The sequence below is a fragment of the Burkholderia sp. WP9 genome, assembly GCF_900104795.1.
In the GTDB taxonomy this organism is placed as follows: domain Bacteria; phylum Pseudomonadota; class Gammaproteobacteria; order Burkholderiales; family Burkholderiaceae; genus Paraburkholderia.
The window spans coordinates 631,847-657,138 of sequence record NZ_FNTG01000001.1; the positions used below are offsets into that span (position 1 = coordinate 631,847).

The 25,292-nt window shown below is 58.8% G+C and carries 28 protein-coding genes; 11 read left to right on the forward strand and 17 right to left on the reverse strand.

Annotation, left to right across the window (positions count from 1 at the left end; genetic code table 11):
- Nucleotides 1-26 precede the first annotated feature (26 nt).
- Nucleotides 27-566 (forward strand): FKBP-type peptidyl-prolyl cis-trans isomerase, encoded by a 540-nt coding sequence (locus BLW71_RS02760; RefSeq protein WP_011488927.1) that lies wholly within the window; start codon nt 27-29, stop codon nt 564-566.
- On the opposite strand, the gene BLW71_RS02765 is transcribed toward BLW71_RS02760, so the two are convergent.
- Nucleotides 546-1,955 (reverse strand): hypothetical protein, encoded by a 1,410-nt coding sequence (locus tag BLW71_RS02765; protein ID WP_091800302.1) that lies wholly within the window; start codon nt 1,953-1,955, stop codon nt 546-548. The two genes, BLW71_RS02760 and BLW71_RS02765, sit on opposite strands and share 21 nt — an antisense overlap.
- Nucleotides 1,942-4,626 carry a DNA mismatch repair protein MutS gene (gene mutS, locus BLW71_RS02770; protein ID WP_091792958.1) on the reverse strand — a complete coding sequence of 895 codons (2,685 nt, stop codon included), beginning with the start codon at nt 4,624-4,626 and terminating at the stop codon, nt 1,942-1,944. Before mutS ends, BLW71_RS02765 begins: the two co-directional genes overlap by 14 nt.
- A 157-nt stretch (nt 4,627-4,783) precedes the next feature.
- Here mutS and BLW71_RS02775 point away from each other — a divergent pair, with 157 nt between their 5' ends.
- Complete coding sequence (locus BLW71_RS02775; protein WP_091792960.1) at nt 4,784-6,199, forward strand: tyrosine-type recombinase/integrase; 1,416 nt, start codon at nt 4,784-4,786, stop codon at nt 6,197-6,199.
- Between the two features lie 20 nt (nt 6,200-6,219).
- On the opposite strand, the gene BLW71_RS02780 is transcribed toward BLW71_RS02775, so the two are convergent.
- The 3 genes from BLW71_RS02780 to BLW71_RS02785 are packed head-to-tail and all read right to left on the reverse strand — an operon-like array spanning nt 6,220 to nt 7,399.
- A complete protein-coding gene (locus tag BLW71_RS02780; protein ID WP_143048277.1) occupies nt 6,220-6,855 on the reverse strand; it encodes a hypothetical protein in 636 nt (211 codons plus the stop codon).
- Between the two features lie 38 nt (nt 6,856-6,893).
- On the reverse strand, nt 6,894-7,064 hold the full coding sequence (locus BLW71_RS41510; RefSeq protein ID WP_177204956.1) for a hypothetical protein: 171 nt from the start codon (nt 7,062-7,064) through the stop codon (nt 6,894-6,896).
- Nucleotides 7,061-7,399 carry a hypothetical protein gene (locus tag BLW71_RS02785; RefSeq protein ID WP_091792964.1) on the reverse strand — a complete coding sequence of 113 codons (339 nt, stop codon included), beginning with the start codon at nt 7,397-7,399 and terminating at the stop codon, nt 7,061-7,063. The genes BLW71_RS41510 and BLW71_RS02785 overlap by 4 nt, the downstream gene beginning before the upstream one ends.
- A 195-nt stretch (nt 7,400-7,594) precedes the next feature.
- Between BLW71_RS02785 and BLW71_RS02790 the strand changes: the two genes are divergently transcribed.
- On the forward strand, nt 7,595-7,918 hold the full coding sequence (locus BLW71_RS02790; RefSeq protein WP_091792966.1) for an AbrB/MazE/SpoVT family DNA-binding domain-containing protein: 324 nt from the start codon (nt 7,595-7,597) through the stop codon (nt 7,916-7,918).
- 1 nt (nt 7,919) lies between these two features.
- Here the strand turns inward: BLW71_RS02790 and BLW71_RS02795 are convergent, their stop codons facing one another.
- From BLW71_RS02795 to BLW71_RS02820, 5 genes are all read right to left on the reverse strand, one after another.
- Entirely contained in the window at nt 7,920-8,318 is a 399-nt protein-coding gene (locus BLW71_RS02795; protein ID WP_091792968.1) for a DUF6088 family protein, read from the reverse strand.
- 7 nt (nt 8,319-8,325) lie between these two features.
- Nucleotides 8,326-8,739, reverse strand: a complete 414-nt coding sequence (locus BLW71_RS02800; RefSeq protein WP_091792970.1) for a hypothetical protein — start codon at nt 8,737-8,739, stop codon at nt 8,326-8,328.
- A 521-nt stretch (nt 8,740-9,260) separates the two neighbouring features.
- Nucleotides 9,261-9,806 (reverse strand): HAD domain-containing protein, encoded by a 546-nt coding sequence (locus BLW71_RS02810; RefSeq protein WP_091792974.1) that lies wholly within the window; start codon nt 9,804-9,806, stop codon nt 9,261-9,263.
- Entirely contained in the window at nt 9,803-10,042 is a 240-nt protein-coding gene (locus BLW71_RS02815) for an excisionase family DNA-binding protein (protein ID WP_091792976.1), read from the reverse strand. Before BLW71_RS02815 ends, BLW71_RS02810 begins: the two co-directional genes overlap by 4 nt.
- Before the next feature lie 2 nt (nt 10,043-10,044).
- Nucleotides 10,045-10,299, reverse strand: a complete 255-nt coding sequence (locus BLW71_RS02820; RefSeq protein WP_091792978.1) for a hypothetical protein — start codon at nt 10,297-10,299, stop codon at nt 10,045-10,047.
- Nucleotides 10,300-10,794: 495 nt separating this feature from the next.
- Here BLW71_RS02820 and BLW71_RS02830 point away from each other — a divergent pair, with 495 nt between their 5' ends.
- From BLW71_RS02830 to BLW71_RS02845, 4 genes are all read left to right on the forward strand, one after another.
- Nucleotides 10,795-11,070 carry a hypothetical protein gene (locus tag BLW71_RS02830; protein WP_091792982.1) on the forward strand — a complete coding sequence of 92 codons (276 nt, stop codon included), beginning with the start codon at nt 10,795-10,797 and terminating at the stop codon, nt 11,068-11,070.
- Nucleotides 11,071-11,782: 712 nt separating this feature from the next.
- Nucleotides 11,783-12,064: a helix-turn-helix domain-containing protein gene (locus tag BLW71_RS02835; RefSeq protein ID WP_353615879.1), complete on the forward strand. Its 282-nt coding sequence runs from the start codon at nt 11,783-11,785 to the stop codon at nt 12,062-12,064.
- Nucleotides 12,061-13,362 (forward strand): type II toxin-antitoxin system HipA family toxin, encoded by a 1,302-nt coding sequence (locus tag BLW71_RS02840; protein ID WP_091792986.1) that lies wholly within the window; start codon nt 12,061-12,063, stop codon nt 13,360-13,362. Before BLW71_RS02835 ends, BLW71_RS02840 begins: the two co-directional genes overlap by 4 nt.
- A 336-nt stretch (nt 13,363-13,698) precedes the next feature.
- Nucleotides 13,699-14,310, forward strand: coding sequence for a hypothetical protein (locus tag BLW71_RS02845; protein WP_143048278.1), 612 nt, complete (start codon nt 13,699-13,701; stop codon nt 14,308-14,310).
- 32 nt (nt 14,311-14,342) lie between these two features.
- Here BLW71_RS02845 and BLW71_RS02850 read toward each other — a convergent pair whose 3' ends face one another.
- Together BLW71_RS02850 and BLW71_RS02855 are read right to left on the reverse strand one after the other, a co-directional pair.
- Nucleotides 14,343-14,660: a hypothetical protein gene (locus tag BLW71_RS02850; RefSeq protein WP_286161916.1), complete on the reverse strand. Its 318-nt coding sequence runs from the start codon at nt 14,658-14,660 to the stop codon at nt 14,343-14,345.
- A gap of 191 nt (nt 14,661-14,851) precedes the next feature.
- Complete coding sequence (locus tag BLW71_RS02855) at nt 14,852-15,373, reverse strand: hypothetical protein (protein WP_091792992.1); 522 nt, start codon at nt 15,371-15,373, stop codon at nt 14,852-14,854.
- Between the two features lie 728 nt (nt 15,374-16,101).
- On the opposite strand from BLW71_RS02855, the gene BLW71_RS02860 reads away from it, so the two are divergent.
- A complete protein-coding gene (locus BLW71_RS02860) occupies nt 16,102-17,877 on the forward strand; it encodes an SWIM zinc finger family protein (RefSeq protein WP_091792994.1) in 1,776 nt (591 codons plus the stop codon).
- Nucleotides 17,878-18,334: 457 nt separating this feature from the next.
- Here BLW71_RS02860 and BLW71_RS42740 read toward each other — a convergent pair whose 3' ends face one another.
- From BLW71_RS42740 to BLW71_RS02875, 3 genes are all read right to left on the reverse strand, one after another.
- On the reverse strand, nt 18,335-18,568 hold the full coding sequence (locus tag BLW71_RS42740; RefSeq protein WP_353615880.1) for a hypothetical protein: 234 nt from the start codon (nt 18,566-18,568) through the stop codon (nt 18,335-18,337).
- 422 nt (nt 18,569-18,990) lie between these two features.
- Nucleotides 18,991-19,224, reverse strand: a complete 234-nt coding sequence (locus BLW71_RS42080) for a hypothetical protein (protein ID WP_091792998.1) — start codon at nt 19,222-19,224, stop codon at nt 18,991-18,993.
- A 547-nt stretch (nt 19,225-19,771) separates the two neighbouring features.
- A complete protein-coding gene (locus BLW71_RS02875; protein ID WP_091793000.1) occupies nt 19,772-20,821 on the reverse strand; it encodes a diguanylate cyclase in 1,050 nt (349 codons plus the stop codon).
- A 1,429-nt stretch (nt 20,822-22,250) separates the two neighbouring features.
- Here BLW71_RS02875 and BLW71_RS40685 point away from each other — a divergent pair.
- Nucleotides 22,251-22,481 (forward strand): hypothetical protein, encoded by a 231-nt coding sequence (locus BLW71_RS40685; RefSeq protein ID WP_143048279.1) that lies wholly within the window; start codon nt 22,251-22,253, stop codon nt 22,479-22,481.
- A gap of 411 nt (nt 22,482-22,892) precedes the next feature.
- Here BLW71_RS40685 and BLW71_RS02885 read toward each other — a convergent pair whose 3' ends face one another.
- Nucleotides 22,893-23,312, reverse strand: a complete 420-nt coding sequence (locus BLW71_RS02885) for a hypothetical protein (RefSeq protein WP_091793004.1) — start codon at nt 23,310-23,312, stop codon at nt 22,893-22,895.
- Between the two features lie 200 nt (nt 23,313-23,512).
- Between BLW71_RS02885 and BLW71_RS02890 the strand changes: the two genes are divergently transcribed.
- Both BLW71_RS02890 and BLW71_RS02895 read left to right on the forward strand, forming a co-directional pair.
- Entirely contained in the window at nt 23,513-23,848 is a 336-nt protein-coding gene (locus tag BLW71_RS02890; RefSeq protein WP_091793006.1) for a hypothetical protein, read from the forward strand.
- Nucleotides 23,849-24,040: 192 nt separating this feature from the next.
- On the forward strand, nt 24,041-24,379 hold the full coding sequence (locus tag BLW71_RS02895) for a hypothetical protein (RefSeq protein ID WP_091793008.1): 339 nt from the start codon (nt 24,041-24,043) through the stop codon (nt 24,377-24,379).
- Nucleotides 24,380-24,565: 186 nt separating this feature from the next.
- Here BLW71_RS02895 and BLW71_RS02900 read toward each other — a convergent pair whose 3' ends face one another.
- Nucleotides 24,566-24,769, reverse strand: a complete 204-nt coding sequence (locus BLW71_RS02900; RefSeq protein ID WP_091793010.1) for a cold-shock protein — start codon at nt 24,767-24,769, stop codon at nt 24,566-24,568.
- Nucleotides 24,770-25,292: the final 523 nt, after the last annotated feature.

The following is a 25,292-nucleotide window of genomic DNA, read 5'->3' on the forward strand; positions in this document are numbered from 1 at the left end:
ATGTGAGTTGTATTCTGGAGAATCGAATGAAAATCGCAAAGAACACCGTCGTGTCGGTCGCTTACAAGCTGTCGGATGCGCAGGGCAATCTGATCGAGGAAAGCGACGAGCCGATGGTCTATCTGCACGGCGGCTATGATGGCACGTTCCCCAAGATCGAGGAAGAGCTCGACGGCCATGAGGCCGGCTTCGAGACCCAGATCCAGCTCGAGCCGCAAGACGCGTTCGGCGAGTACGACCCCGATCTCGTGAAGATCGAGCCGCGCGATCGCTTCCCGGAACCGCTCGAAGTCGGCATGCAATTCGAAGGCACACCCGAAGAAGGCGACGAGGACCTCGACTCGCTCGTCTACGTGGTGACCGACGTCGCGGAAGACAAAGTCGTGCTCGACGGCAACCATCCGCTCGCCGGCATGGCGCTGCGTTTTGCGTTGACCGTGAAAGACGTGCGCCCGGCGACTGAGGACGAAATCCAGCACGAACACGCGCACGGTGCCGACGGCCTCGAAGTCCTCGACGATGACGAGGACGACGAAGAGGACAAGTCAGGGCCCACGCTGCACTGAACTGGCGGGCACGCCGGGCATGCTTGAAGAAGCGCCCGGCGTGCGCGGCTGCGTAGCGGAGGCGGGCGGGGTCGAGGTCGCCGGCCCATATCCACCACCGCCCTGATCGGCCGGTATGCGCGGCTGCTGATCCAGTTGCGAGTCCCCGGGCGATTGCAACAGCGGCGGCAATTCCGATGCGGGTCCGAGCGCGGGTACAGCCGGCATGGATGCGGCAGGTTCGTCGCGTGGCATAACAGGCTGCGCCGTGGGCATCGGCATCTGCTTCGGCACGTCGCGCACACTTACGCGGAACGGCGGTTTTCTGCCGAGATCCGCTTCCACCTGAATCCACTGATTGAGACGATCATGCGGCGCGAGCGCGACACGCGTGAGATTCGTCACGAGCATTCCCTTGTCATTGCGTAGCGGCTGATCGATGACGAAGCCGGCGCTCGCACGTTCGTCGTCGCAATGAATCACCAGCACTGGCCCGCGGAAAATCTGCGCGAGCTTGACGAGGCTGCGCTTGAATTCCAGGAAGCCGTCGCGGCGGGTATTGCGCGCAAAACGCAGCCATGCGAAACGGTCGGGCCGTTCGTAACGTTCAGGGTCCGGGTCGCCTTGAATGAACACGACAATTGCGCGCGCGTCGCGGCGTTTCGCATATTCGCCGGCGTGTTCCAGCCAGAACGCATTGGCGATCACGCGATCTTCGAATTCACCGTTGCGCCCGCCGGCAGTGAGATAGTGATTGTTCGGACTCGGCGCGTTCAGGCCGACGAACACCGTATCGCCCACTTGCCAGCGCACGTTCTCACGATACGGGCGAAAGCGCGAGACTTCGCTTTCACGCGTCAACGCGATCGGGTTCTGGCCCATCGACGTGGCGTCGCTGAAGAGTGTCTGACGCAACTGATCGAGCCGTTCGACCGGGTCGAAGCCGCCGGCCTCGGCCGTGCCGCAATCGGCCCAGTCATGCTGGCCGGGAATGAAGAAGAGGGCGGGTCGCGACGCTTCCAGCAACGCGTGGCGACGTTCGTAGAGCGCATCGCGGCAGGCCTCTTTGGCGCCCTTCAGATTGCCGTCGTACACGATGAACGACATGTCGCGCTCGCGGCTGATCGCGTCGATCAGCCGCTGCGTCGGTGCTTCGTCGGCCGCGCTTTGCATCGTGTTGGCGATGACCGCGAACGTGTAGCGCGGCGGGTCGGCGTAGGCCGCTGGCGCGTAGGCCGCTGGCGCGTAGGCCGATAACCCCGCCACTAATCCCACTGACATCACCGCAGACAGCCCCGCGAAGAGTCCCGCGTTCAGCACGCCGCTGCCCGAGAGCGTGAGGGCGAGAGTCAGCGCCGCGCGAAGTTTGCGCGGACGCTGCGGGCGCCTGTGTGCGTCAATGATCCGCATCCGGCGCGGCGGCCAGTTCATGCAATTCGTACAGCAGATCGAGTGCTTCGCGCGGCCGCAGATCGTTCGGATCGATGCCGCGCAAACGCTCCACAAGCGCCTGCATGGCAGGCGATACAGCCTGCGCCGCGTCCGACTCGCGCTCGTCATCCGCGTCTTCGAGCAGCATCGGCATGGGGGCGGCGAACAGATCGAGTTGTGGCGCGGGTTGCGCGGCCGATTGCTGTTCGAGATGCGCAAGATGCTTGCGCGCCGCGCGAATCACCGCGTTCGGCACGCCGGCGAGTTGCGCGACCTGCAGACCGTAGCTCTGATTCGCCGGACCTTCGCTGACCGCGTGCAGGAACACGATGCCGTGCCCATGCTCGACCGCCGACAGGTGTACGTTGGCCGCCTGCGGAAACTCGGCCGGCAGCTGCGTCAGTTCGAAGTAGTGGGTGGCAAAGAGCGTATGGCAGCCGTTGTGCGCAAGCAGATGCCGCGCGATGGCCCACGCCAGCGCGAGCCCGTCGAACGTTGAAGTGCCGCGGCCGATCTCGTCCATCAGCACGAGACTTTGCGGCGTGGCGTCGTTCAGGATCGCGGCGGCTTCGGTCATCTCGACCATGAAGGTGGAACGGCCGCCGGCCAGGTCGTCCGCAGCGCCGATACGCGTGAAGATACGGTCGATCGGGCCGAAGGCGGCGCGCCGCGCCGGCACATAGCTGCCCACGTAAGCGAGCAGCGCGATCAGCGCGGTCTGCCGCATGAAAGTGGACTTACCGCCCATGTTCGGGCCGGTGATCAGCAGCAGTTTGCGCTCGGGCGTGAGCGTGCAGTCGTTGGCAATGAACTGTTCGACCTGCGCCTCGACAACCGGATGCCGTCCCTGCTCGATTTCAATGCCCGCGTCCGGCGAGAACGTGGGCGCGACCCAATCGAGCGCGCGGGCGCGCTCGCCGAAGGCCGCCAGAAGATCGAGTTCGGCGAGCGCCGAAGCGACGCGCTGGCAGTCGGGGATAAAAGGCAGCAGCGCCTGCAGCAACGCGTCATAGAGCGAGCGTTCGCGGGCGAGCGCGCGTTCCTGTGCGGACAGCGCTTTGTCCTCGAACGTTTTCAGCTCCGGCGTGATGTAGCGCTCTGCGTTCTTCAGCGTCTGGCGGCGGCGATAGTCGTCCGGCACCTTGTCGGTCTGGCCGCGCGTGACTTCGATATAGAAGCCGTGCACCTTGTTGTACTCGACGCGCAGATTGCCGATGCCCGTGCGTGCGCGCTCGCGAGTTTCGAGGTCGATCAGGAACTGCCCGCAGTTCTCCGAAATATCTCGCAACTCGTCCAGTTCCGGATCGTAGCCGCGCGCGATCACGCCGCCGTCGCGCACCATGGCCGAGGGCTCCTCGGCGACCGCGCGCTTGAGCAGTTCGACGCAGGCTTGCGGCGGTTCGAGCGAGGCGTCGATGCGCGCGAGCGAATCAGCATTCGGCGAAACGGCGGCGAGCTGCGCGCGCAATTCGGGCAACGCGATAAACGTATCGCGCAGACTCGACAGATCGCGAGGCCGCGCTGAGAGCAGCGCGAGACGCCCGGTGATCCGCTCGATATCCGAGATTTGCCGCAACGCGCCGCGCAACGCGTCGACGCCGGCGCCCGGCGGCGCGTCGAGCAATGCGCCGATTGCCTGCTGACGCGCCTGCGCCACCGCCGATTCGCGCGGCGGATGATGCAGCCAATGACGCAGCAGACGGCTGCCCATGGTCGTGCAGCAGGTATCGAGAAGCGAACATAGCGTGGGCGACTCGGTGCCGCGCAGCGTTTCAGTCAGTTCGAGGTTGCGGCGCGTGGCGGGGTCGAGGCCGATATATTCGGATTCATACTCCACCTTCAGGCTGCGCACGTGACGCAATTGCTGGCCTTGCGTGGCGGCGGCATACAGAAGCAACGCACCGGCCGCGCCGCATGCGCAGGTCAGCGAATGCGCGCCGAAGCCGTCGAGGCCGGCCACTTCCAGTTGGTCGCACAAGCGCTGCGTGCCCGAGGTGATGTCGAAGTGCCAGACCGGCACGCGGGTGAGGGCGCCCGCATTGACCGGCGGTGTCCAGCTCGCCGAGTCGCTGGGCGTGTCGGCCACCAGAATTTCCGCCGGACGAATGCGCTCCAGCGCGGCTGCCACCTGGTCGGGCGCGACTTCGGCGAGGCGCAACGCGCCGCTTGCCAGATTCAGCCATGCCAGGCCGACACTGGTCGCGACGCCACGCCGATTGTGCGCGACGCACATGGCCAGCAAGTAGACATCGTTCTTATCCGAGAGGAGCGCGGCGTCCGTGAGTGTGCCCGGCGTGACCACGCGTACCACTTTGCGCTCGACCGGGCCCTTCGACGTAGCCGGGTCGCCGATCTGTTCGCAAATCGCGACGGATTCGCCGAGCTTCACGAGCTTGGCGAGGTACTGTTCGACCGCGTGGTGCGGCACGCCGGCCATCTTGATCGGATTGCCCGCCGACGCGCCACGCTGCGTGAGTGTCAGATCGAGCAGACGCGCGGCTTTTTCCGCGTCTTCGAAAAAGAGCTCGTAGAAGTCGCCCATCCGGTAGAACACCAGCGTGCCGGGATGATCCGCCTTGATGCGGAGATACTGCTGCATCATGGGGGTGTGTTTTGCTGTGTCGGTGATAGTGTCTTCGTTCAGGGTCATTACGTTTTAAATCAATAACTTGTCTCGTGTATCGTGCCTAACCTGCAACTACGCACTGACGTGAAAAGTGGAAAACATCCGTCAAATCTTTTATTGCGTATAAAAAAGGAGGAAAATAGCGGAAAACATTTTCCACATTCTGCTCAGCATACGCTCCATGGCATCCACCGACACGATACCTGAAACCGACTCTGCCGAAGGCGTGACCTTCCGGACTCACACCGACGCGCTGACACTCATGCCACCTCCGGCGGGCGGCAAACGTACCAGCATTGATTACCGGCACGAACTGGATGCAGGATTTTACTGTCGGGTGATGCGGCCCAACAAGAAAGGGGATGTTACCCGGAGCTGGGTGGCGCGATATACGGATGCGAACGGAAAGAAGCCGAAAGAGGCGTTCGCCTTGGTGTCCGAGATGTTAATGAAGGACGCACGCAGGAAGGCCGAGGAGATTCGCGACCTTGCGCGCGATGAGCGCAAGGGTGTTGCGCCTCTGCCGGTGAAAATCTGGACACTGCGTGACGTCTATAAAAAGTACATCGGCTTGCGGACTGAGTTGAGCGACACGACACTTGATGGGTACGCGGACTCACTCAAACGGCTCGATGCGGCTTATGAAACGGAAGTGGCCGAAAAGAGGCGCGAGCTGGAGGAGTGGCGTACACGCCTGGCGGACGAGCCTAACAGAAAGAACGGAACAAAGTTGGTACAGAGGCTGGAGCAGGAGCTGGCTGACCTCGAGCGTACGCACGACCCCGAATTTGAGAACATTGCTGACCGAAACGTCGATGAACTCGGAGGTGAGTGGTGGGCTCGTAAATACCTCCACCTCATGTCGAAGCACGGTATCGCTTCTGCAAAAACGAGCGCACGCCTCGCGCACGCGCTATATGCAGCACATTACGGCAATGCCCGGGTCAATCCCCTGCGGGAGTTGAAGTCCAAAGCGGTTGGCCTTTACAACAAGAGCCAACCGAAGCAGCGCATCATTCCGCGCAAGCAGCTCAAGATTTTCTGGGGTTGGCTGCACACGCAGGCTCAGCCTGCACAGCGCGACTTCATGCTTATCGCGCTGTTCACTGCACTGCGCAGCTCCGTGATTGCTCAACTGCGCTGGGAAAATGTGAATATGGCGGACCGGACGTACTACGTGCCTGCAGATGAGCGTGGCAATAAGTCTAAACGGTATTTTTGGATGCCTATCCCAGACTATGTTTTCGAAACCGTGTTCGTCCCTCGCTATGCAGCGCGCGGCGGCTCACCATGGGTGCTCGGTAGTCCGCGTCACCCGGAAAAGCCGCTCACTAGCATTCGTGGCACGCTTGAGGGGCTTTTTAGCGCAACGGGTATTCACGTGTCGCCCCATGACCTGCGTCGCACGTTTTCCACGCTCGCGCATAGGTTGCTGAACAACACCGTGCTCGTCGGGCGCATGCTGACACACAGTCTGATGAAGACCGATGACAATGCGGCCGTGACATCCGGTTATATCGTCAACGATGTTGACGACCTTCGCGAAGCCTTCAACACTGTCGCGAAATTTATCGTCGGGCAGGCGACTGCGGAATGAACGGCCTACGCCGGCCTGCGTCAGGCCGGACGTTTGGAGACTTGTCGCAGCTTGCGCCACCAGCCCATTGCCTGTGTGTTCACAAAGGGCACGCCGGAGTACGCATACAACGCTTGTATCAGTGCGCTCAGTCGACCTTCATTGCGCTCAATGACCTGCAACAGATATTGCAGCCGAAGGACGATACGGTCCGGGTCCATCTTCTCGTGATGCTCGGCCAGCACGTGCATCCCGGTCCGGAAAGCGCGCAACTGCTCATAGGCATAAGCACACTCGCCGGCTAGTTCCGGCCCAAGCACACCTACCTTCGCTGGATTGCTATCAAACATAGGGTCTGTCGGCATTGGCATGCTGTACAGGGGGAGGGGCTCTTTCTTCTTCACGGTAAACACCAACCCGTGCAGACTCGCCTTCAATAGTTTAAACGCCGATGCATGCGATTCGAGTTCGCCAGCCAGAGCTGCCGCCCAACTCGTGCTATCAAGGTGCCGTCTGTATTGCTCTGCGAGAAAATTGCTCGCGTAGGCGACAGCGAGCGCACCGCTGGCAGCAATGACTGCAGCACCGATTGTGATTACCCCGTCCGGCATCGAATTCCCCGCGAGTGTGTCGTGCGCGTAGTTTATCGGCGTTGAAAACAAAAAAGGGGTCATCAACGTCGATGACCCCCACGCTGACTTCTTATGCTCCAGAATCAGCTTCGCTGGGCTATCGCGAGTTGTGCCAGCTCTGCAGCTTCAGCGAGCAGTCGCGCGTAGCCGCGCATGTCGCCTTTTGCTACCAAGTCTTGCGCTGAGATGAGCGTCAGCCGCGCCACTTCCTTTTCGGCGTCGCTCATTTCGACGAACCGCTCTTCCTTGCTCACGATGCCTCCAGTTCCGAGGCGTCGACCGAATTCAGGACGCCGGCTGGCGACAGCCCCATCTTCTGGTAGCGGGCCGTGCCTTCTGCCACCAATGCGGGGTCAAATACCGGCAAGCTTTCGGTTTCGTTGAATGCTTCCGTCATTACGGCCTTGAGGGCAGCTTCAGCTCGAACATCTCCCTTAGCTTCTGCGTGCTCGCTCACTGCGGTCAGCAACTTGATAGCTGCGGCCATGAACCCGAGGCTGCGTGCGTCTTGCCCCGACATTTTGTTGCCGTATGCGTCGCGGCACATTGCTGTTGCCATCGCCACCGCGTTGCGACTAAGTGCGTTCATTCAGTTGTTCCTCATGTAAAGCATCCACGGGCATCGATGCCCGGTCGGCATATGCCGGCACGTTGGATAACGGCGTGCCTTCCGAAATCTTTAGTGCAAAATAGAGGGACAGAAATGGGGAGGGCATATGCATTGGTCACAAATAGACTGGGGACAGGTTCTGAGTGAAAACTTGCCGTTGCTCGTGGTGCCAGTATGCGCAGCGCTTGTCGGGCTTGGGATAGGCCGACTTATCCGCGGTCGACCGTATATCGGCCGACACGGTTGACGTTGACACATACCCGGTTGACACCCGTGGCTGAATCGAAAATCGGCGCGAAAGGCCAAACGACCATTCCTGCGTCAGTGCGAGCGGCACTTGGCGTTAAGTCGGGTGCACGCCTGGAGTGGGTGGTGTCGCCAAACGGAGACGTTCTTGTGCGGGCAATACAAACCGTAGCGAGCGATGAGGAGCGACTGCTCAGCGAGCGTTTGCAGTCAGTGTCGCGTGCAGTCAGAGTTGACCCCGACGACCTGTGACTTAACGTTCGTACGTCACGACTCGCGTGCCGACTTGTACGCGCCGCTTGATGCGTCGCTTGCCGGTGCACACGACGCTGTCCATCGGAATCTGCGTTGTCTTGCCCTCGTTGTAGTCACGCGCAGCGCGCCCTGGCTTGATATCAATGCCCAGTTTGCGGAACGTCTCGGCCGCGATGCTTTCAAAAGTGCCCGCGGGTGCAAGTTTCCCAGTGAATTTGTTGACACGCGTCTTTGCGTAAACGCCTTTGCTAACACGCACAAGCTTGCCCTCACTCACAAGCTTTGCGAGCACACGACCCACCTGCGCTTTGCTTCCAATCCGTTCGAGTTCTGACCGCAGCACAACGACACCCTTGCGCCGTCGGATTGAGCGCACGATTTTGTCTTCAATACGCATCTGAACGCTAACCGCGGCGGAGGCGCTTCGCCAGGATTTCGCGAACTATGACGCCCACGCCGTCGTACGTAGCAGAGCCGTCGCGTCTGATAGCAATCGGCTCCAGGGCGACACGTCGCCCGTCAAGGAAATCAAGCCAAGGCTGCGCATAACCGCCCTGAAGCAGAACATCGAGTCGCGCGAGCGGCGTCGTCAGGCCGCGCACTTTGCGGCCAATGAAAACGGTGAGTGCAGAGCCCTCGAGCACCGGCGTGTCATACCGTTTTGTGCACATCTCTAGCGTTATGCAGGCTTCTTCTAATGTTGTAATGGGCTCTTCGCCATGGCGCGTGATGTCGCCGTCGATGTCGCAAATATGCGTCAGCGTGCTCATGTCGCCGCAGTACTCGCCGGCGTAGAAAACCATTGCTAACAGAGTCATCAAATCTCATCCAAGATGCGGTAAATAGGTGTGGGACTACAGGCTCTCCGGGTCGACCTGGACGGCAAAAGGCACTGACCTCAACCGCGCGCGAACAAGCCGTTCAAATTCGTTGTCGGCAACAATCGCTTGTACGTACCGGCGAGCGCGCCGGTAGCCGGCGCCGCGGCTGAGCAACTGCAGTATCGTCTTGCCCCCGAGGGAGCCCTTCTTTGTTCTCAGCGGGTCGTACCTGAGCCACACCGGGAGCGTGCGCATGCGTCTGCAGATGCGATTCAGGCGCGACAAATGGACACCACGTGCGCTTGCAAGCACCGCAGGGTAGTACTGATTGCGAGCAATCTCGACGGCAAAGACATCCCCCTGGTGCGTCATGCGCTGCAGCTGTGTTGGCGACACACCCCTTTGCCGACAGAACGCCGCGGCAGGCAAGAAATCTCCACGCCGCACAGCTCGACGTCGCCAACGGCGCGCACTGGGCGCAAGGCTATCGACGTTGTGGTACATAGACACTGTCATTGTTACTCTCCGTGCATTGCAGCCAACTTTGCTCGCAGCTCAGCGAGTACCGTGGGGGCACTGATGCCAAGAATTTCGTGCGTGCGGACAAGCTTGTCACGGCACCATGTCGGCCAATGCAGATAATCATCATCCACGGCGAGCCAGTCGTCCGGTTTGCGGCGCAAGACATCGCTCCATATTTGTAGTCCACGCGGCGCTTGACGAAACGACTCCTGTTCCATCGAGGCGTGAAATGTGGCGCCAACGACGCGCTCGCGAAGTTCCGGCGTCAGTCGGCGCGCAACTCGAGCGACGCTCTTGTACACACGAACCCACGATGTACTCAAAACAATGCGCACGTCAGGGTATGGCAGCAGCACGCGCTCGAGCAGTTCTGCGTGCTCGAACAAGGAATGTCCTTCCGGCGATTCAATGTATGGACCGCGGCCCGTGCGCATGTGCACGTTTTCAGGGTGCAAAACGCCGTCGTAATCAAGATAAAGAATCAGGCCGCCCGTTTGCACGGGCGGCGGTATTGGAGGCGGTGGTGTCGGGATAGTGCTCATTCTTGCTTTTTATAAGCGTCGGCTTTTTGCGTGACTCGACAGAGTTCTTCTAGGGCTTTGCGGCCCCGCTCCTTTGCTTGCAAGCGGTAGGCCTCAGCGTCATCGCGGTCTACCGCTCGTCTGCCATCAGTGCCCGTGGTTGCGCGCAGTTTGCTGTCAGCAATCAGCTGCAGCACGTACCGCGGGGTGACGTTTAGCAGTGTTGCCACTTCGGCGACAGTCAGGGTGTGACTCATATCTAGCTCAGTGTTCTGTGAACACGCTCCGCGAGCGCCACCGCTTCGCTTGGCGAGATGGGCAATGGCTCGAGCGGCGCTGTGTTCAGAACCCATTCGCGCAGCGTGTTGACAAGCGCAGCGTCGTCTGCGCTCAACCGAGCTGCCACGCCTGGTTGCTGACAGCAAATGAAAATGGCGTCGTACGCCGCGTGCACGCGAGTCGACGGCGTCAGTGCTGTGTCGCGGGCATCGCGCAACTGCTCCTCGTAATCCACGGGACGCTCCTGCGTTAATCGCAATCAGCTCATGCTAGCATAGTTTTGTTATACGTTTCGGACTACAGACTTAGTTGCGCTGTGCATCTAATAGGTGCCGCGCGGCATGCCCAGTAAGATTTTTCGAGGATTGTTATGGGATTAAAGCTAATGTCGTATGCAATGATGGATACGGGATGCGGCAGTCCGACGATAGTGTCCGGTGTGCACACCATAGGTAAGTCGGAGGCGGGTCCGGCTTGGGGGTCATTGCTGCGACTTAAGGAGGAGCTGTCGTGCAAGCCATGCACCGAGTGCGGTATAAGCGTCTTTTACGCTTGGAAGTTTAATAAGGACGGACAAATCGGCGAATACCTTTTGCAACTCGTTGAGGTATGCCTTGCTTATCCCAACGCTACTTTGTCTTTAGTCACATTCAATGACGAGGAGCATGACGCTGTCTAAGCCGTTTAGTGGCGGTTGCTATAAGAAGCACAACCTTGCTTTCACTCTCTCATGCACGCACCCGCACGCGAACTCGCAGTAAATCTTATCGGCGCAGCACTCGGTGAATTGTTTGGGCCACTCAGCCTGCCGCCAGATGAAGACTTCGCTGACCGCAAGAGGGTGGATGCTGCAAGCGTTGCCAATGGCAACGAACGCGTCGCAGCTTTGATAACAGCAGCGGGTTTAGGCGATGCGGACTTTACTAGCGACGATGCGGCGGGTTTGCAGTCGGTCCTGGAAGCAGCTGTGGCGATGGTGGAGAGGTTCGAACTGGCAGCAGGGTGACCGGTTTGGACGTCAAAATCGGTGCGAGTTGGGGTGGTTTGGACGTCAAAATCGAAGGAAATCTGCTGGTTTTCTCCTCAAAAACGGCTGATTTTGACGTCCAAACTCAATGTACCTAATCTGTTTCTATACAGAAACGAACGAGCGTGCGTTTATCTAGCGGCGATAGGGTGACCCAGTTTTAGACCCTGATTTTAGGTGCAAGGTATTGATTTAATGATGTATTTATTTTTAGGGTGTGCGCAAAAACAGGATGTTTCTGCGCTCGAAGTCGCCGAAACTTCCAGCAAAGACCAGGCGAATCACTAGGCGGCCGCCCGGATGAATCACTAGGTCGGCATAAAGCGGCGTGCTACCCGAGGCTCCGTTTCCAGTTCCGCAAACCCATGCCCTACGCAAACGCAGCACTCCGACCCCCGTTCCTGTTGACACGCCGCAGGCGCTGCCTGTTTCGAAATCCGACGCTTCGGTTGTTGTCATCGACCTCCCGCCAGACGCGCATGGCGTACCCGTGATAGCGTCAATCGTCGTGTTCACAAGCGGCAGCTGTCGTTACACCGCGACCTTGATGAATAAAGAGCGCATCGCGCGACTGCTCCCACACATTGACGCACTCGGCGAAGTGCTTATTGCCGCCAATCCCCGAGACCTCTGCTCATCAAGCGTGTATGATTTGTCATATTAAGATGACTAAAAGTATGACATGTCATTCATGGCTCAAATCAAAGCATTACTGGCAACGCGCGCAGTATCGGCGAAAGAGCTCGCTGAATTACTAGGCATCGCGCGCTCGAATCTGTCCGCAACGCTGGCCGGTAGGCACGATGCCCGAGGTTCAACACTCGACGCACTGGCCGCAGGGCTGGACGCGGAGTGGGTGCTTGTTCCGAAGGAGCATATGCCGGTGGTCCGACAGGTACTGGCAGGAAAGGGCACTGGTCCCGACCTTGAGGCCAAGAGCGCTGCAGAGTTGTTCTTGAAAGGCCGGCAGTGAGTGTCGCCGCTCGTCCTCGCTACCTGGAAGTCTGGCTGTACGACCGAATTTGCGGCTATCTGTGCGAGCTCGGAGGAAACTGCCGGTTCGTGCCCTCGGAATCATTTAAGGCAGCTGGCGGTCAGCCGACTCTCACGCTCTCGATGGCCATTCCCGGTGTTCCGGCCATTGCGGCCGAGATTTTCTCAAATGCATTCCACCCAGCCCTCTACAACACCGGCGGAAAGTTGCCTCCGTTCTTTGCCGGTCTTCTTCCGGAAAGCGAACTTCGGAAGCGTCTCGAGGCGACCCGGCACAACCCTGAGGACCGGGACGACTTTGGCGTTCTGGCCGCGGCTGGTGACGAATTACAGGGCGCGGTGGTCATTCAACCGCCGGAGGACCCGCATAGCATTCCGGAGTACGCGCGCACCTTTGGCGCGACGGGTGGCGCCGACAATGTCGAAATGAGCATGACCGAAGGTGCTACCGAGGGTGCGGCCTCGATTTCCGGTGTGCAGAACAAGCTCGCGCTGTCGACCGTACACAAGGGCAAGCGGTACATCATGCCGGGACATAGGAAGCTTTCTGACCTGATTGCAAAGCTTCCTGCGCGCAACGACGACTCGCAGGTGTTCAACGAATTCGTTGCCATGCAACTCGCCAAGGCGGCGGGCGTCAACGTCGCCACTTGCGAGCCCATGCCTTTGTCAGCCATCGATATCGAGGGGCTTGAGACGATGGCGGGCACCGCTACCTCGTTTCTCGCGGTCGAACGTTATGACCGGCGCGACAACCAACGCATTCACGTCGAAGACGGGTGTCAGGTGCTTGGGCTCATGCCCATCGCCAAACACGGGAAGGCGGAGCAATACCAAGTCTTCTTGCGGTTGCTCAAAGAGTTGAGCCCGCGCGGCGTAAAGGACGTTCGAGAGTTTTTCGTGCGTCACGCGGTGAACACGCTAATTGGCAACAGCGATGCCCATCTAAAAAACCACTCCTTGCTCCATGCCGAGGAAATGCGCCCTGAACTCGCGCCGGCCTACGATATTGTTTGCGTAGCGGCGCTACCAGGTTTCTCAACATACGGCACCAACATGACGATTGACCGGGCCCAACGGACACAAACACTCGGAGACTACAGATTGATGGCGCGCGCAGCGGGTGTGGCCGAGCGCATAGCGACCGCTGCAGTCAAGTCGGCAGTTGCTGCGGCAAAAGACACTTGGCCCAAGTTGCTTGACGAACTGCCTGCGCCGCGGGGCATGAAAGACATCATCCTTGCAAGGCTCCAGAACCTGCCATTGGCAAACGATTGAAAAGGGGGCTTAGGGATAGCCGGTACGGCGACTCAATTTCCGAGGTTCACTCCGCTACAGTCGCACATCGATGGCGGGATGCCTTGTTGCATAACGCGTTAAGTTAAAGGCCTGCGCCTCGCTTTGTTATCAGCATTCTGGGCGTGAAACATTCGCGGTTTTTGTCTTGAAAAACGGCCGATTATGTTTTGCTATCAATGGGTTGGCGGCAGAGGAGAATTAGCGCGAAATTCGTGAAACAACGGACGCCAGCATAGCGTCGTTATCTTAACGTTATGCTAAGAGCGATAAATCGGGCGAAATACACTTTGCATCAACCGCACCTGATGCCTTTCCTTGTCAGCAAATCCAGCCTCTCTCATCGCCGCCATTCGCGCCGCAGCTGCTTCCAATCCCACCGAACCCATTTTCCTAGCGTCAGTACCGGTGCTGGACATTGACCGCAAGCGCGCGACCCTCATGGCCGAGGACCGACGTCTTTTTAATGAAGAGTCCGACGACCCATGGGGGCACCGCGAAGACCGCCACCGCGGCGACGAAGCGACGCAAGCCGCGACGTGGGCCAACGGGTGTCTCGGCGAAGCAGTGATAGGTAGAGCCTTGCGAGCGGAGGGTGACCGCACCGTCAAACTGTCGCCGCCGCTTGAGTGGGTGCCGTCGAACGAGCCTGACCTTGTTTTCAGTGGAACCACGACACTGCCGGCAGTCAGCCTTGATATCAAGTCGGCTTCGTATCACCGCAATGGGCGTTCGTCGTGGACTGTGAACAAGGGCGCGCATGAGCGCGCTGAGGTTCATGGCTACATAGCCGCGAATCTTCTTGATGACAAGGCGGAGGCCTGGTACTACCCGAAGCAGTACGTGACCGAGCACGTGGACCTGCTGTCGCGTGACAGTAAAAGCGGGAAGCCGTCTCAGTTTTACAGGGCGTTTTTCCCGCAGCGCTAAGCGCTTCGCCTGTCCCAGTGTATTTTGCCAGGCTACCACCCGAGCAGTACGCGTAGGCGCTCTACTAGCCAGTCCATTTCCGCGCGCCCTTCAACCCAATCTTCGTCTGCAACAGCGCTTCGAACGCGCCGCAGTGTTTTCTCATGCGGATTTTCAGGGTACTTTTCCACGTCTTTTAGCGCTGCCGTAACGAGCTGCTGAGCTGGGTCTTCTAAGTACTCCCACCGCTCGTCGCGCTCTTCCTCAGTCTCACCCACAACAAAGCGACCGTTAATCATTCTGCCAGCAAGTTTCGGCTGCGAGCCGCTCAGCAGGGGGTTTTTCCAGGGAAAATCGTCGGGCGCTTTCATGAGACCTCTCAGTGTCCGTCTATTATTTGATGCGAATAATTGTAGCCAGACGCCTCTTTGCATGCCCGTTTTTCCGCAGCGCTCGGCGCTGCGCGGCTCCCAGCCGAACTAGCCCCATAATTACTGTACTTTTCGAATTTTGTACAGTAAAAATAGGGCGCGAAAAGCCCCGCGTTGCGCGGGGCTTGGTGTCAGGCTTCTGTTTCTTCTTCTACAAAGTCCGGGTGCCTCGGGTCACAGGCCGGCAGGTCTTCAAGTTTGAGGAAGTTCTGGCCGCGCCAGTCCCAGCATTCGTAGTCGGTCCAGCTGTCATCCCACCAATCGGGCGCCTCGTCTTCACGCGAAACGGCTTTTATCACGTCTTCCACTGTGGACCACAGGTACTCGTCCCCATGGCCCCACTGTACCTCACGGTTGCCGGTGCGCTCCCACTCGATGACGCGGCAGCCGAAGTAGCTCGAGTAGTCCGGGTCCCACTTAGCAAACTCCGCGAAAGTAACCGCGACGATGTCATCTTCAGGGTAGTCAATGTCTCCCCATGCCTCGCTCAGCATGCACAGGATGAGGTCGAAGGCAGAATAGTCGGTGGATGCGTAATCGCGGATGAGCGTTTCCAGCGGTGTGTCCTTCCGGTCGGACTGCGCGTGCCAGAAGCGCACGTACTGCTCGAGTGTGGCGGCGGTGAAGTCTTGTTGCAGTTGTTCGAAGTTCATGGGGTGTTCCGTGAGATATAGCTTGGCTTGATTGCCGGGCTATACAAAATATAGCGACCCCTCAAAAGTCACCTGTCCGCAATTCCCTTTAGAACCCCTCAAAGTCGCTTTTAAGAGCAATAAAGCCTTTCAGGCTTGGGCTTACATAAAAATTATTTTGTTTCTAATTATTACCGTCTCACCTGTAAGTTTTATCGCTTCACTGGGTACACGCTCCTCGAGTGTGCGCCAACCCGCGCAGACAAACACAAGGCGGACAACGTTGTTACCGTTGTGCGCAAAATGCTAGTGTCGGCCAGATGAACGACGCAAAAAGCGCGGGCCTGCACTTGGGTAAGCGATGATTGTTGTCTGCTGGCGACAGACTCCTGGACTTCTGCGAGACACAGGAGAACGTCGATTTGGCAATTATCTGGCTCCGCCTGATTGTCGGTGCTAAGTGCGGTGGTGTCCCTGTTGGATGTCGAGCTCTGGTCGTCAGGTCGTTCCGGCACTGACGGGCTAGAACAGGCCTGGTGGTGCTCCTCTATAATGAGCGCCAAGGCTGCGTAGAGCGGATGAAACAGCGCAGCGCCGGATTCCACTTGGAGTGGAAGTTCCTCCTCGGAAGGGCAGAGAGTTCCGCAATGACCAACGGCTGCCTTGAGCAGCCGTTGGTCATTGCGGCTTCCGCGCTATCGCCACGACCAAAACGGCGCTTCCCTCATTTCGAAAACTCGTCCTGACGTATGTCTCACACTTCATCCTTCGCCGACGTCATCACCCTCACCGAACTCCAGTCGCTGGCTGACCTGAAAACGTTCGCTCGGGGCAAAGCCTATTTCCACGACGGCGTGGTATCGCGCCTTGAGGAACATGACGGTTTGCTTCGTGCCAGTGTGCGCGGCACGCATCGATACAGCGTTGAACTTGGCGTTGGCGACGACGGAGAGCTGACGTACGAATGTGACTGCCCCGTCGGCGCCGACGGCATCTTCTGTAAGCATGCCGTTGCGGTCGCGCTTTCATGGCTCGAAAACTCGGGTGAGGAAGTGTTACATGTCGACGAAACCGAGCCCGCAAAGCCGCGCAAGAAGCGAAAGACGTACGAAGAGCAAATCCGCGAGTACGTGGCGGCACTGGACAAAGAAAGTCTGCAGGAGTTGTTGCTCGAAGCGGTTGAGCGTGACATGACGCTGCGCGACAAGCTGCTCTTCGCTGCGCGTGCGGCAACCGCTAGCGACTTGCCGGGCATGAAGGCAGCGGTGCGTCAGGCAACGCGAATTTCGCGACCGCTCGACTGGCGGGAAGCCGGCGCGTACGGGGACGGCCTGATGTCGCTCGCAGATATGCTGCGGCAACGCCTCGGCGGTCCCCACGCGTCTCAGGTAGTCGAACTGGCGGAACTGGCAATAGCCGGTGCCGAGAAGAGCCTTGAGCAAATCGACGACTCCGGTGGCGATGTCATGCCGGCAATTATGGAGCTTGCAGCTGTTCATCTTGCGGCGTGCCGGCAGACGCGACCGGACGCGGTGGAACTCGCCGAGCGCCTCTTCGATTTTCAGACGGAAGGCGTATGGGACACGTTCTACGATGTGCTGCCGGCTTATGCGGAACCGCTGGGCGACGCCGGGCTGCGCAGATACCGTGAACTCGTCGGCAGCGGTTGGGACGCGCTGCCGCCGCTCGCCCCGAGCAATGAATTTCGGAGGTCGTTTGAGCCGCTGCGGATGCGTCTGGAGCGGGCGATGGAGCGGCTCGCGGAGCTCGATGGCGATGTCGACACATTGATTCGTATTCGCTCGAAGGACCTGTCGAGTCCATACCGGTTTTTGCTGGTCGCAGAGCTTTGTGCAAAGCACGGGCGTCACGACGACGGTCTGGCGTGGGCCGAACGTGGCCTCAAGGAATCCGGAAAGAACGTGGACCAGCGTCTGCTCGACTTCTGTATCCAGGAATACCTGCGCCGTGGCGAGTTCGCAAAGGCCGATGAATTCGCGTGGCAGCGCTTCGAGATGCGCCCCGTTGCCGAAGCGTTTGCGGCGCTAATGGATGTCGCCACGGCAACTGGTCGATACGATACGACGCGCGAGCGCGCACTCAACCATCTGTGGGAGCTTGTCCGCGCGGAAGAGGCGCCGACCAAAGCGAAGCGCAGCCTCTGGCAAACGCCGAGCCGCACTGAACTTGTGAAAGTTTTTCTCGCCGAGCGCGAAAGCGAGACCGCATGGGAGGCGTTCTGCGGAGGTCCAGTAGCGGTAAACATGTGGGCGACGATGGCATCCATTCGTGCAAAGACGCATCCGCACGACGCCGTCGCGCTCTATCATCGCTTGCTGCCAATCGCGGCTGAGAGCGGAACACGAAACGCCCGATATGACGAAGCGTTCGGCATCGTGCGCACCATCGGGAAGTTGCGGACAGAGCTGAAGGAGCACGCAGTTTTTGCCAATGAACTTGACGCTATTCGCCAGACGTATCGGGCCAAGCGCAACTTTATGAAGTTGTTGGCAGCGTTGGGATAGTCATACGTAGTACTGGCTTGTGATGCATGCGTTAATTGTTGGGCGGTCATTCGGTTCGTCGTCTTCGATTGACTCCAGTTCTTCGTCGGCCCTGAGGCCGGCAAATCTCAAGTGCAGCACTCAAGGGTGGGTGCTTTAGACTCCGTTCCGAAACGACGCAGATAGAGCCGGTACGTTATGAGCGCCTCACCCAGAGGGACTGGTATGACAATTGGACCCGTAATTGACGAAGCGTTCAGAACCCACTTCACTATCGGGCCGAGCGCCTACGCGTTGCTTATCAGCCTGAAGGGAACGCATGATTCGAGAAGGCTGGTAGTCCAGGTGCTGCGGGTCGGCTCGCGGGCCGCCGCGTAGGCAAAATGTGCGTTGAGAGCGTTACATCAGCAGTGCACGAGCGGTCCACTGTGAACAGCGCTGTTTCATGCGGAGACAAAGGCTGTCAGGCGAACGTCAGTTACTTCGAGACTTCTACAGCGTCGAATCTTGGCTCGGCATTGAGCATGCCTTCGACCATCCGGGCTTCGGCCTTGGCAATGACATCAAGAGAGGCTGCGGACAACTGGCGGCCGAACATGTCGAACGCAGCGCATAGCCGTGCGTAATCGGCATCACCTATGACCCAAACGCCTCCTTCCTTCTCGGCAGCGTCGATATGTATCAGCGCCGCGTGCGCTTCTTGTATGTCCACAATTTCGTCTGCGTGGTGTTCGAGGCGACACAACTCCTCGGCAATCAGTAGTTGGCGCCCCAAAGTCGTGAATAGGTCGCGCGAGCCACGACCTCGCCGAAAGGCGTCCAGACCCGTGTAGCACCGAAGGAGCATGGCTTGGGTGACTAGCTCATGTGCAGCCCGACTGAACGTAAGTGCACGCAGCAATGGTGACATCGCTAGCGGGGTGTGTTTGCGGATTCGTGATTTACCAGGCATGTTGATTTCAGTTTCTTTCCATAACTCTCAGTCCCGCCACCGAGGCGACGCCCGCTGGCAAAAGACGCTGTGCTGATACGCTGCCGGCGAAACGGGCGACCTTGGACGTGCGTGCGACGATGATAGCCAGCAACAGTCAAGACACGCTCAAACACTGCGGCGAGCAACTCTGTTCCCGAGCATTACTGCGCGTGTGCCGTCTGTTTCTGCGCGGCCTGTTCCTCGGCGTGCTTTTTCGCCAGGTGATGTCCGACCATACAGCCGCCAACCGCCTCTGCGACCGCGTGATGTCCAGCATAGTGTCCGGCAACTCCGCCCACGACCGCCCCCTTGATGCAACCGGCTGCGTTTGCCGTTCCGATGCCTGTGAGTGCTGACGCCGCAATAGCGAGCGCGAACTTGACAGTGGTTCTCATCTTGTAATACCCGTCGGTTGTGTTGGGGTGATGTTGAGACGGCTATCGAAATTTCAATCGCAGTGCAGGCGCCGCTTTGCCCGCTGACGGATATAACGCTCGCGCCGTCATCGCCGTGCACGTTGGAAACATGAAATTTGCAAGCAATTTTCGGAGGTGCGGCGTGCGCGCGCCAGATTGTTGCCGCCGATGCCTGATTGAGCCGTATGTCGAAATTTGGGTGGCCAACAAGCAGGATAGGACTGGAAGACGTTGATGGCGGAGTCGTTTCGTGACTGGCAGCCTGGTTAGCCCGATGTGGACACGCGGGTCAATGTCTGTGCGTCAACGGGCATGCAGATTGTGCACGCCCTTGGTGGTAATTTACTCGTGCGTCGGGGGGGCTCTTTCCCGGGCGGCCTTTTTTTTCTGTGGATTGGCTATGTTCGGCTCCGTCAGCGAATGACCTTGCAGCACGGGGTTATCTATTGCACGAACAACCACAGAGGATTCCATCTGAGTTGACCGGGTCGCCGATGCGGCAAAGATGTCATCTCTGACGAGATGGTCAGTGTGCATCTGAAACGACCAAACGGTCACGGCCCTTAGATTTTGCCTCGTAGAGGCAGCGGTCCGCCTCCATCAGCCACTCCGTGAAATTGGTCATATCTGGTCGATGCACCGCGAGTCCGGCGCTAGATGTGCAAAAAAGTGTCCCGTCGCTTTGACTTGCCCGTGTACGAAGGGCGAGCAGGAGCAGTGCCACAATCGTTTCTGCGTCAGCGAGGCTGAGCCCCGGCAGAATGACGCCAAATTCCTCGCCACCATATCGGCCGATGATGTCCTCGGGTCGTAGGTTTTCGCGCAGAAATATCGCAAAGCTCCGCAGAGCAGCATCACCAGCGGCGTGCCCCTTCGTGTCATTGACCCGTTTGAAATGGTCCAGGTCGAATAACACGAGGCAGCACTCCAGTTTTTCGGTTCGGCAACGGTCGAACTGTTGGGAGAGTAAACCCTCCCAGTGTCGACGGTTCCACAGGCCGGTAAGGCCGTCGGTCTGACTTAGTCGTTCGAGTTCTCGCGCGTGAGCGGCGAGCTTTTGCGACATGCTATAGGTTGTCCAGCCAAGCGCCAATGGATAAAGAATGAGGAAGGGCAGGCAGGCCAGAATGGTCGACATCTGCGCCTGCGGTACAAACGCCAATCCGAGTGCAATAACGCCAATCGCGACCCCGATAGCATGAGCCGCGATGCCCCGGACAAAAAGCGGCAACCCGCCCGCGGCGATGTTGTCCATGCTCAGCAATGCGAGTATCAGGACGCTTGGCAGAATGTTGAATCGCATGGCGACAACCCAGAGGCCGCCGAATGCGGCATCTACCATCAGATTGACCCGCTCACCTCTGTATGGCACGGTCCACGCGAGCGCCACGCGGTACGCAATATGTGGCCAGATAAACCCGTGAAAAACCAGCAGCGCCCAGAGAAGCAGGGCTGCGTGCAATTCCGTCAGGACGGATGCGACGCAGAAGAACCCGATGCCCAGTCCAATCACGCGTAAGCGATAGACACGTGCTGCGAACCGCTTCCCTTTACCTGCATACTTGTTCGTGTTCAACGCGTTCCCCGTCTCTCAGCGGTGCCTCGGGGCGAGTTCAGTCCTGCGCTCAATGCGGCTGGTTCTGAACACGTTTAGCCCTTCGGTTTTTTGGGCGTTGAGGCGGTTGCTCGGTCGCCCACCTTTTTGTTAACGCCATGGTCTTCGTGCATTGTATCTGCCCCGAGTTTCCGGTGACAGGTGCTTTCCGTCGTCGAGGCGGGGGGTACCCCCGCCGCTGCCTTCTGGTGTTAGACCGGATAGCGTTCGCGTGAGCTATGTTCGAGTATTGCGGCGAATGCCAGCGTCGGGGCACGGTAAGGTGCAGGGCGCTGAGCGGCAACAGGAGGCCAATCATGCGGGAGACCGTGCTCGGGCTCGTGGCAGTGCCCTCATGGTGGGTCGAGAGGTGCTTCTTCGAAGCTCATGCGGTGGGCTTAATACGGGCGCCTTACCGCATGCCGGATAGGATTGTGTCGGACCTGATTTTGCTCTTCAATGCATGCTGCACGCCCCAGACAGCAGCCCTCATCTGCTTCGGAACATCCGATGATTGGCGACGTTCGGGCCTCTTCGACTAGCCTATGAGCCGCGCTTCTCAGAACTGGTGAGTCGAGGCTAGATTGCCGAACGTGGTCAGTGACCACCAGAATTCTTTGGTGGTTTGAGCCTGTTCTGAAATGTTCTAAGGCGGCTTACCTGTCCGGTTATTTTTCGTCGGCCATTCGCGCGAGGTCCGTCTGCGACCTCACGAAAGATGAGTTCACAAGTTATTGGGCAGGGCGGTCGCGACGGCGATGCGGCGATGGACCTGCTGCGTGCTCTGCGAAAGGAATGTCGGCCCGAGAGTGTGAGATTGAAGTCATTTCGGAGCTACGGGTCTGGAGTAGTCATCGCCCCCCAAAGAGTGGAGGGGCGAGCACTTGAGCCGCGACGGCGGACGGCAACCGGAGACCCTTCAGCACATTTTTCGGCCCTAGGCGAGACAGTGACGGATTGATTGTCAAGACCGTGCCGATTATTGGCAAAATCACGAGTGGGTAAAGGAAGTTTTTTGCCCTAGGCTTTTATCCATCGGCAGGTCCGGTTTGCCGGACGACATGTGCGATGGCGTTGGTGTGGAACTGACTACCCACAATGCTGAGCTCCTCATATGCCTGTCCGGAGCGGGACTCGACCGATGAACTGTCAGCGCGGCCAGGAGCGGGGCTACAAGACGCGCAAACCGGGCGTGCGCTAATGTTCGCCGAGGATGGTTCGCGTTAGGTATCGGCGGCAAAGGAAGCAAGCTCGTGACATCGCACACAAGTTTGACAAGAAGGCTGAGGCTGGAGCGAAGCCGGGAACTGCTGTGCGACTGCCACATGACCGAACTGTCGCCCCACGCGCGGATGGTCTGGGCATTCGAGGCCGCGTACTTTTGCTGCATCGTATAGCTGCGGCGCGCAGTGTGAAGGTCGGTGATGTGCAACACCCGAGCAGGGACATTATCGATGCAGCAGGGAGCGCACTCGGCCTGAGCTCTGCTGAAGTGCGTCTGCTGCAGGAGTTGCGGGACTGGTGTCAATATGCCGCACCATTACGTCCGGTGCCACGCATGATGGAACGCGCGGTCGAGCTCGCGGACGATGTGTATCGGCGAACGGTTGAATTGCTCGCATCCGCGCAGGATGATGGCTGAAATGCACTATGGACACCGTTAGACTTGTGGCACATAAACCGGCGCGAGACGATGACGCGCTCGTGCTGGTTCTCCCCAATGACATCACTCGCACGGGCACGGCAACGAATTGTTAATACTTGATTGGCAGGTTGGTCAGTCTTCTGTCTGCCTGTGGGTCAAATGAGCATCGGCGAGAACACAGCACGCTTCTCCAACTGGCGTTCCGTGAGTTGAGCTTCGGGGAAATTGTGAGCGGGCCGGACGAAGTGCTGCCCGCATGGTCATCAAGTAAGGCGTCGACTATCTGGAAATGAATCTGTCCGTTGAATTGCCGTCAGCATCCAGCTGACGCCGCACTGATACCCCAAAGCCGTCCACGAAGGGTATCCAAATATCGATAACGTATTTTCATGCGCGGGTAGGCCGAAATCACCAAGCTGTGAGCTTCGGCTCGTCGGCGTCGACTGCCCCCAATCGTGAAAAAATTTCGCGAACCGTTCGAATTTCATGGTCGTTCTTCACGCTCACAGCGATGTTGCCAGGGCTGCGGTCGTCAAAACTCGCGCCGTTATCCGGCACGTCTCCGTCACCCGGCAACTGGACCGTCTCGAACAGATGGTCGTGGAAGTCCATCACGCCCAGATGTTCGCCGTGGCCTGCATACTCGGCGGTCCTCCAGTCAGCCCAGTCGCGCTGACTATCGTTGCAGTGAGCGGCCAATTCACGTAACCGAAGAGGCATTCTGCAAAGGCGAATCCCGTCGCGGGAGAAGCCTTGGGCCATTAGTTCCAGGACGGCTTCCTCCTGCTTGTCGAGACAGTAAAATGAGCCAACGATTTCGCACACCATCTTCGCTTTCTCCTACATTTCTGCGACCGCAGCGCTGCCCGACTCAGGCGCGTTTCCACTGATTCTCGTCGGACAGCCCAGACCTTCAGCAGTTCGACATTAAGGGTTAATCGGGAGCGGCCGACCGCTACCCGCTTTCAGCACTGGTCGCGCGTCGCAAAAACCTTATCCACGCGCAATTAGTTCAGGTACTCTCGCGATTGACGGCTGAACTGCCAGATGAACTGCCGCTCCCAGGCATCCGCGTCACGGCAGTGGGCAACACCATTGCAGTCAAGACCGGGCCCTCGCAATGGCACGCCATAAGGGGGGAGCTTCTGCTCGACTTGGTCGCTGAAATCAAGGGGAATGTTGTGTTCCTCGAATCAGCTCCGAGACCGACGAGCGCTGTCTTTGAGGCCGAAGAGTGGTACGAATTGGCGAACTCCAACGCCTTCCTGCAAGCCTGTTCCGCCCCTCGAACATTTGACTCCATGAATTGCTCTGTTGGCGACGTTGCATTGAGGCAACGGATGTTTCCGCCGATGTTTGTTTGACCCGTATGCCAAAAGGTGAGCAACCAGGCGGATTGTGCTGCAAGACAGTGGTGGCGAAGTCCTTTCGTGATTGGCAGCCTGGTTACCCCGTGTCGGCACCGGGGGCGATATGATGTTGGCGTCAATCCACGTATGGTGGAGTTTTGACCGTTGCCATTCCTTGGCAGCAGATGTGTTTCACGGGACCAGAGTATGACAACCGCTTCCGGCTTGCTTCCCTCGAAGCACGGACAACCGCCAGAGTCGCTGCTGACGCTTTCCAGGTATCTCGAACTGGCGCTTGACGAGGGGGAATGCGTCGTCCTGATGCGTCACGACGCAGATGTCTGCTCCGTCTATATTGGCGACCCAACGGGGTCGGCGGACGATTTGGCTGACCAGGGAACGATTACTGCGGCGTTGGCCGATGAAATACTTGAGTTGACGGAGTCGGGCGCAAACCGGATAACAATCGGTGACCAGGCGTACCGGTTTATTCGAAGCTTCACGCATATTGCCGACCGTGGGGCTGTTGCATTCGCGCCCGCGTAGCTTTGGAAGCAGTCGGACTTCGGAGTGTTTCTCGCCAGTTCCTTTAACGCGGCCCACCGTTCCATTGGCGAAAAAGCGCGCCCTGAGCGTGAAACTGCAGCGTGTCAGCGTGCGATGGCGCGCGGAGAAGCCATCGACCAGCTAGGGCGGGTCAGGGGTTCCGGGGGAGGTTGCTTTACTCGCTTGTTACAGCGGCGTGATGTTTGCAGCCTGCTTGCCCTTCGGACCTTGCTTCACCTCGAAGCTCACCTTCTGGTTTTCCTGGAGGGATTTGAAGCCGTTTCCCTGGATTTCAGAAAAGTGTGCAAACAGGTCTTCGCCACCGCCGTCCGGCGTGATGAACCCAAAGCCTTTTGCATCGTTGAACCACTTCACAGTACCTGTTGCCATGTCTAATCCCGTCAGTGTTAAGTGCCGCATTCGCGATTGTCATGCCCACAGCGCGACCGGCCGTGAGACACGATTTTGTATCATGTCGATATGAAGTTTGCCAATTAGCATTTCGACTGGTAACTCGCAGCCTTCTGTCGCGCTGTCGCCCGGACTACAGTTGGCGAAGCGTAGGGCGCCGTCAGGGCAAACGGTGTCTCGCGTTCCCCCGAGACTCCTGGCGAACCAACGACCGGGCGACGTTTGCCGACTCCATGTGGTGAGCTTGGACAGGAGTCGGGGTATTCGCTACCAACTTCCGGGTGAGATGTGGGCATGCTCGCTCCTGCATGCGTCGCTGCGACGATGTCTTGCAAGTCAAACCCGATGGCTCGGCACGCGACCTCAGGAGGCGCTGTTGTCCTGCCAGCCAGCCGTGGGTGATTCGTTGATTCAACATATGCCAGGATGGCAGTGTTGCCATATCTTCGTCAATCCTAGGCGCGCTACTAGCGCTTTGCCTTCGGATGTCAGTCGTAACTCC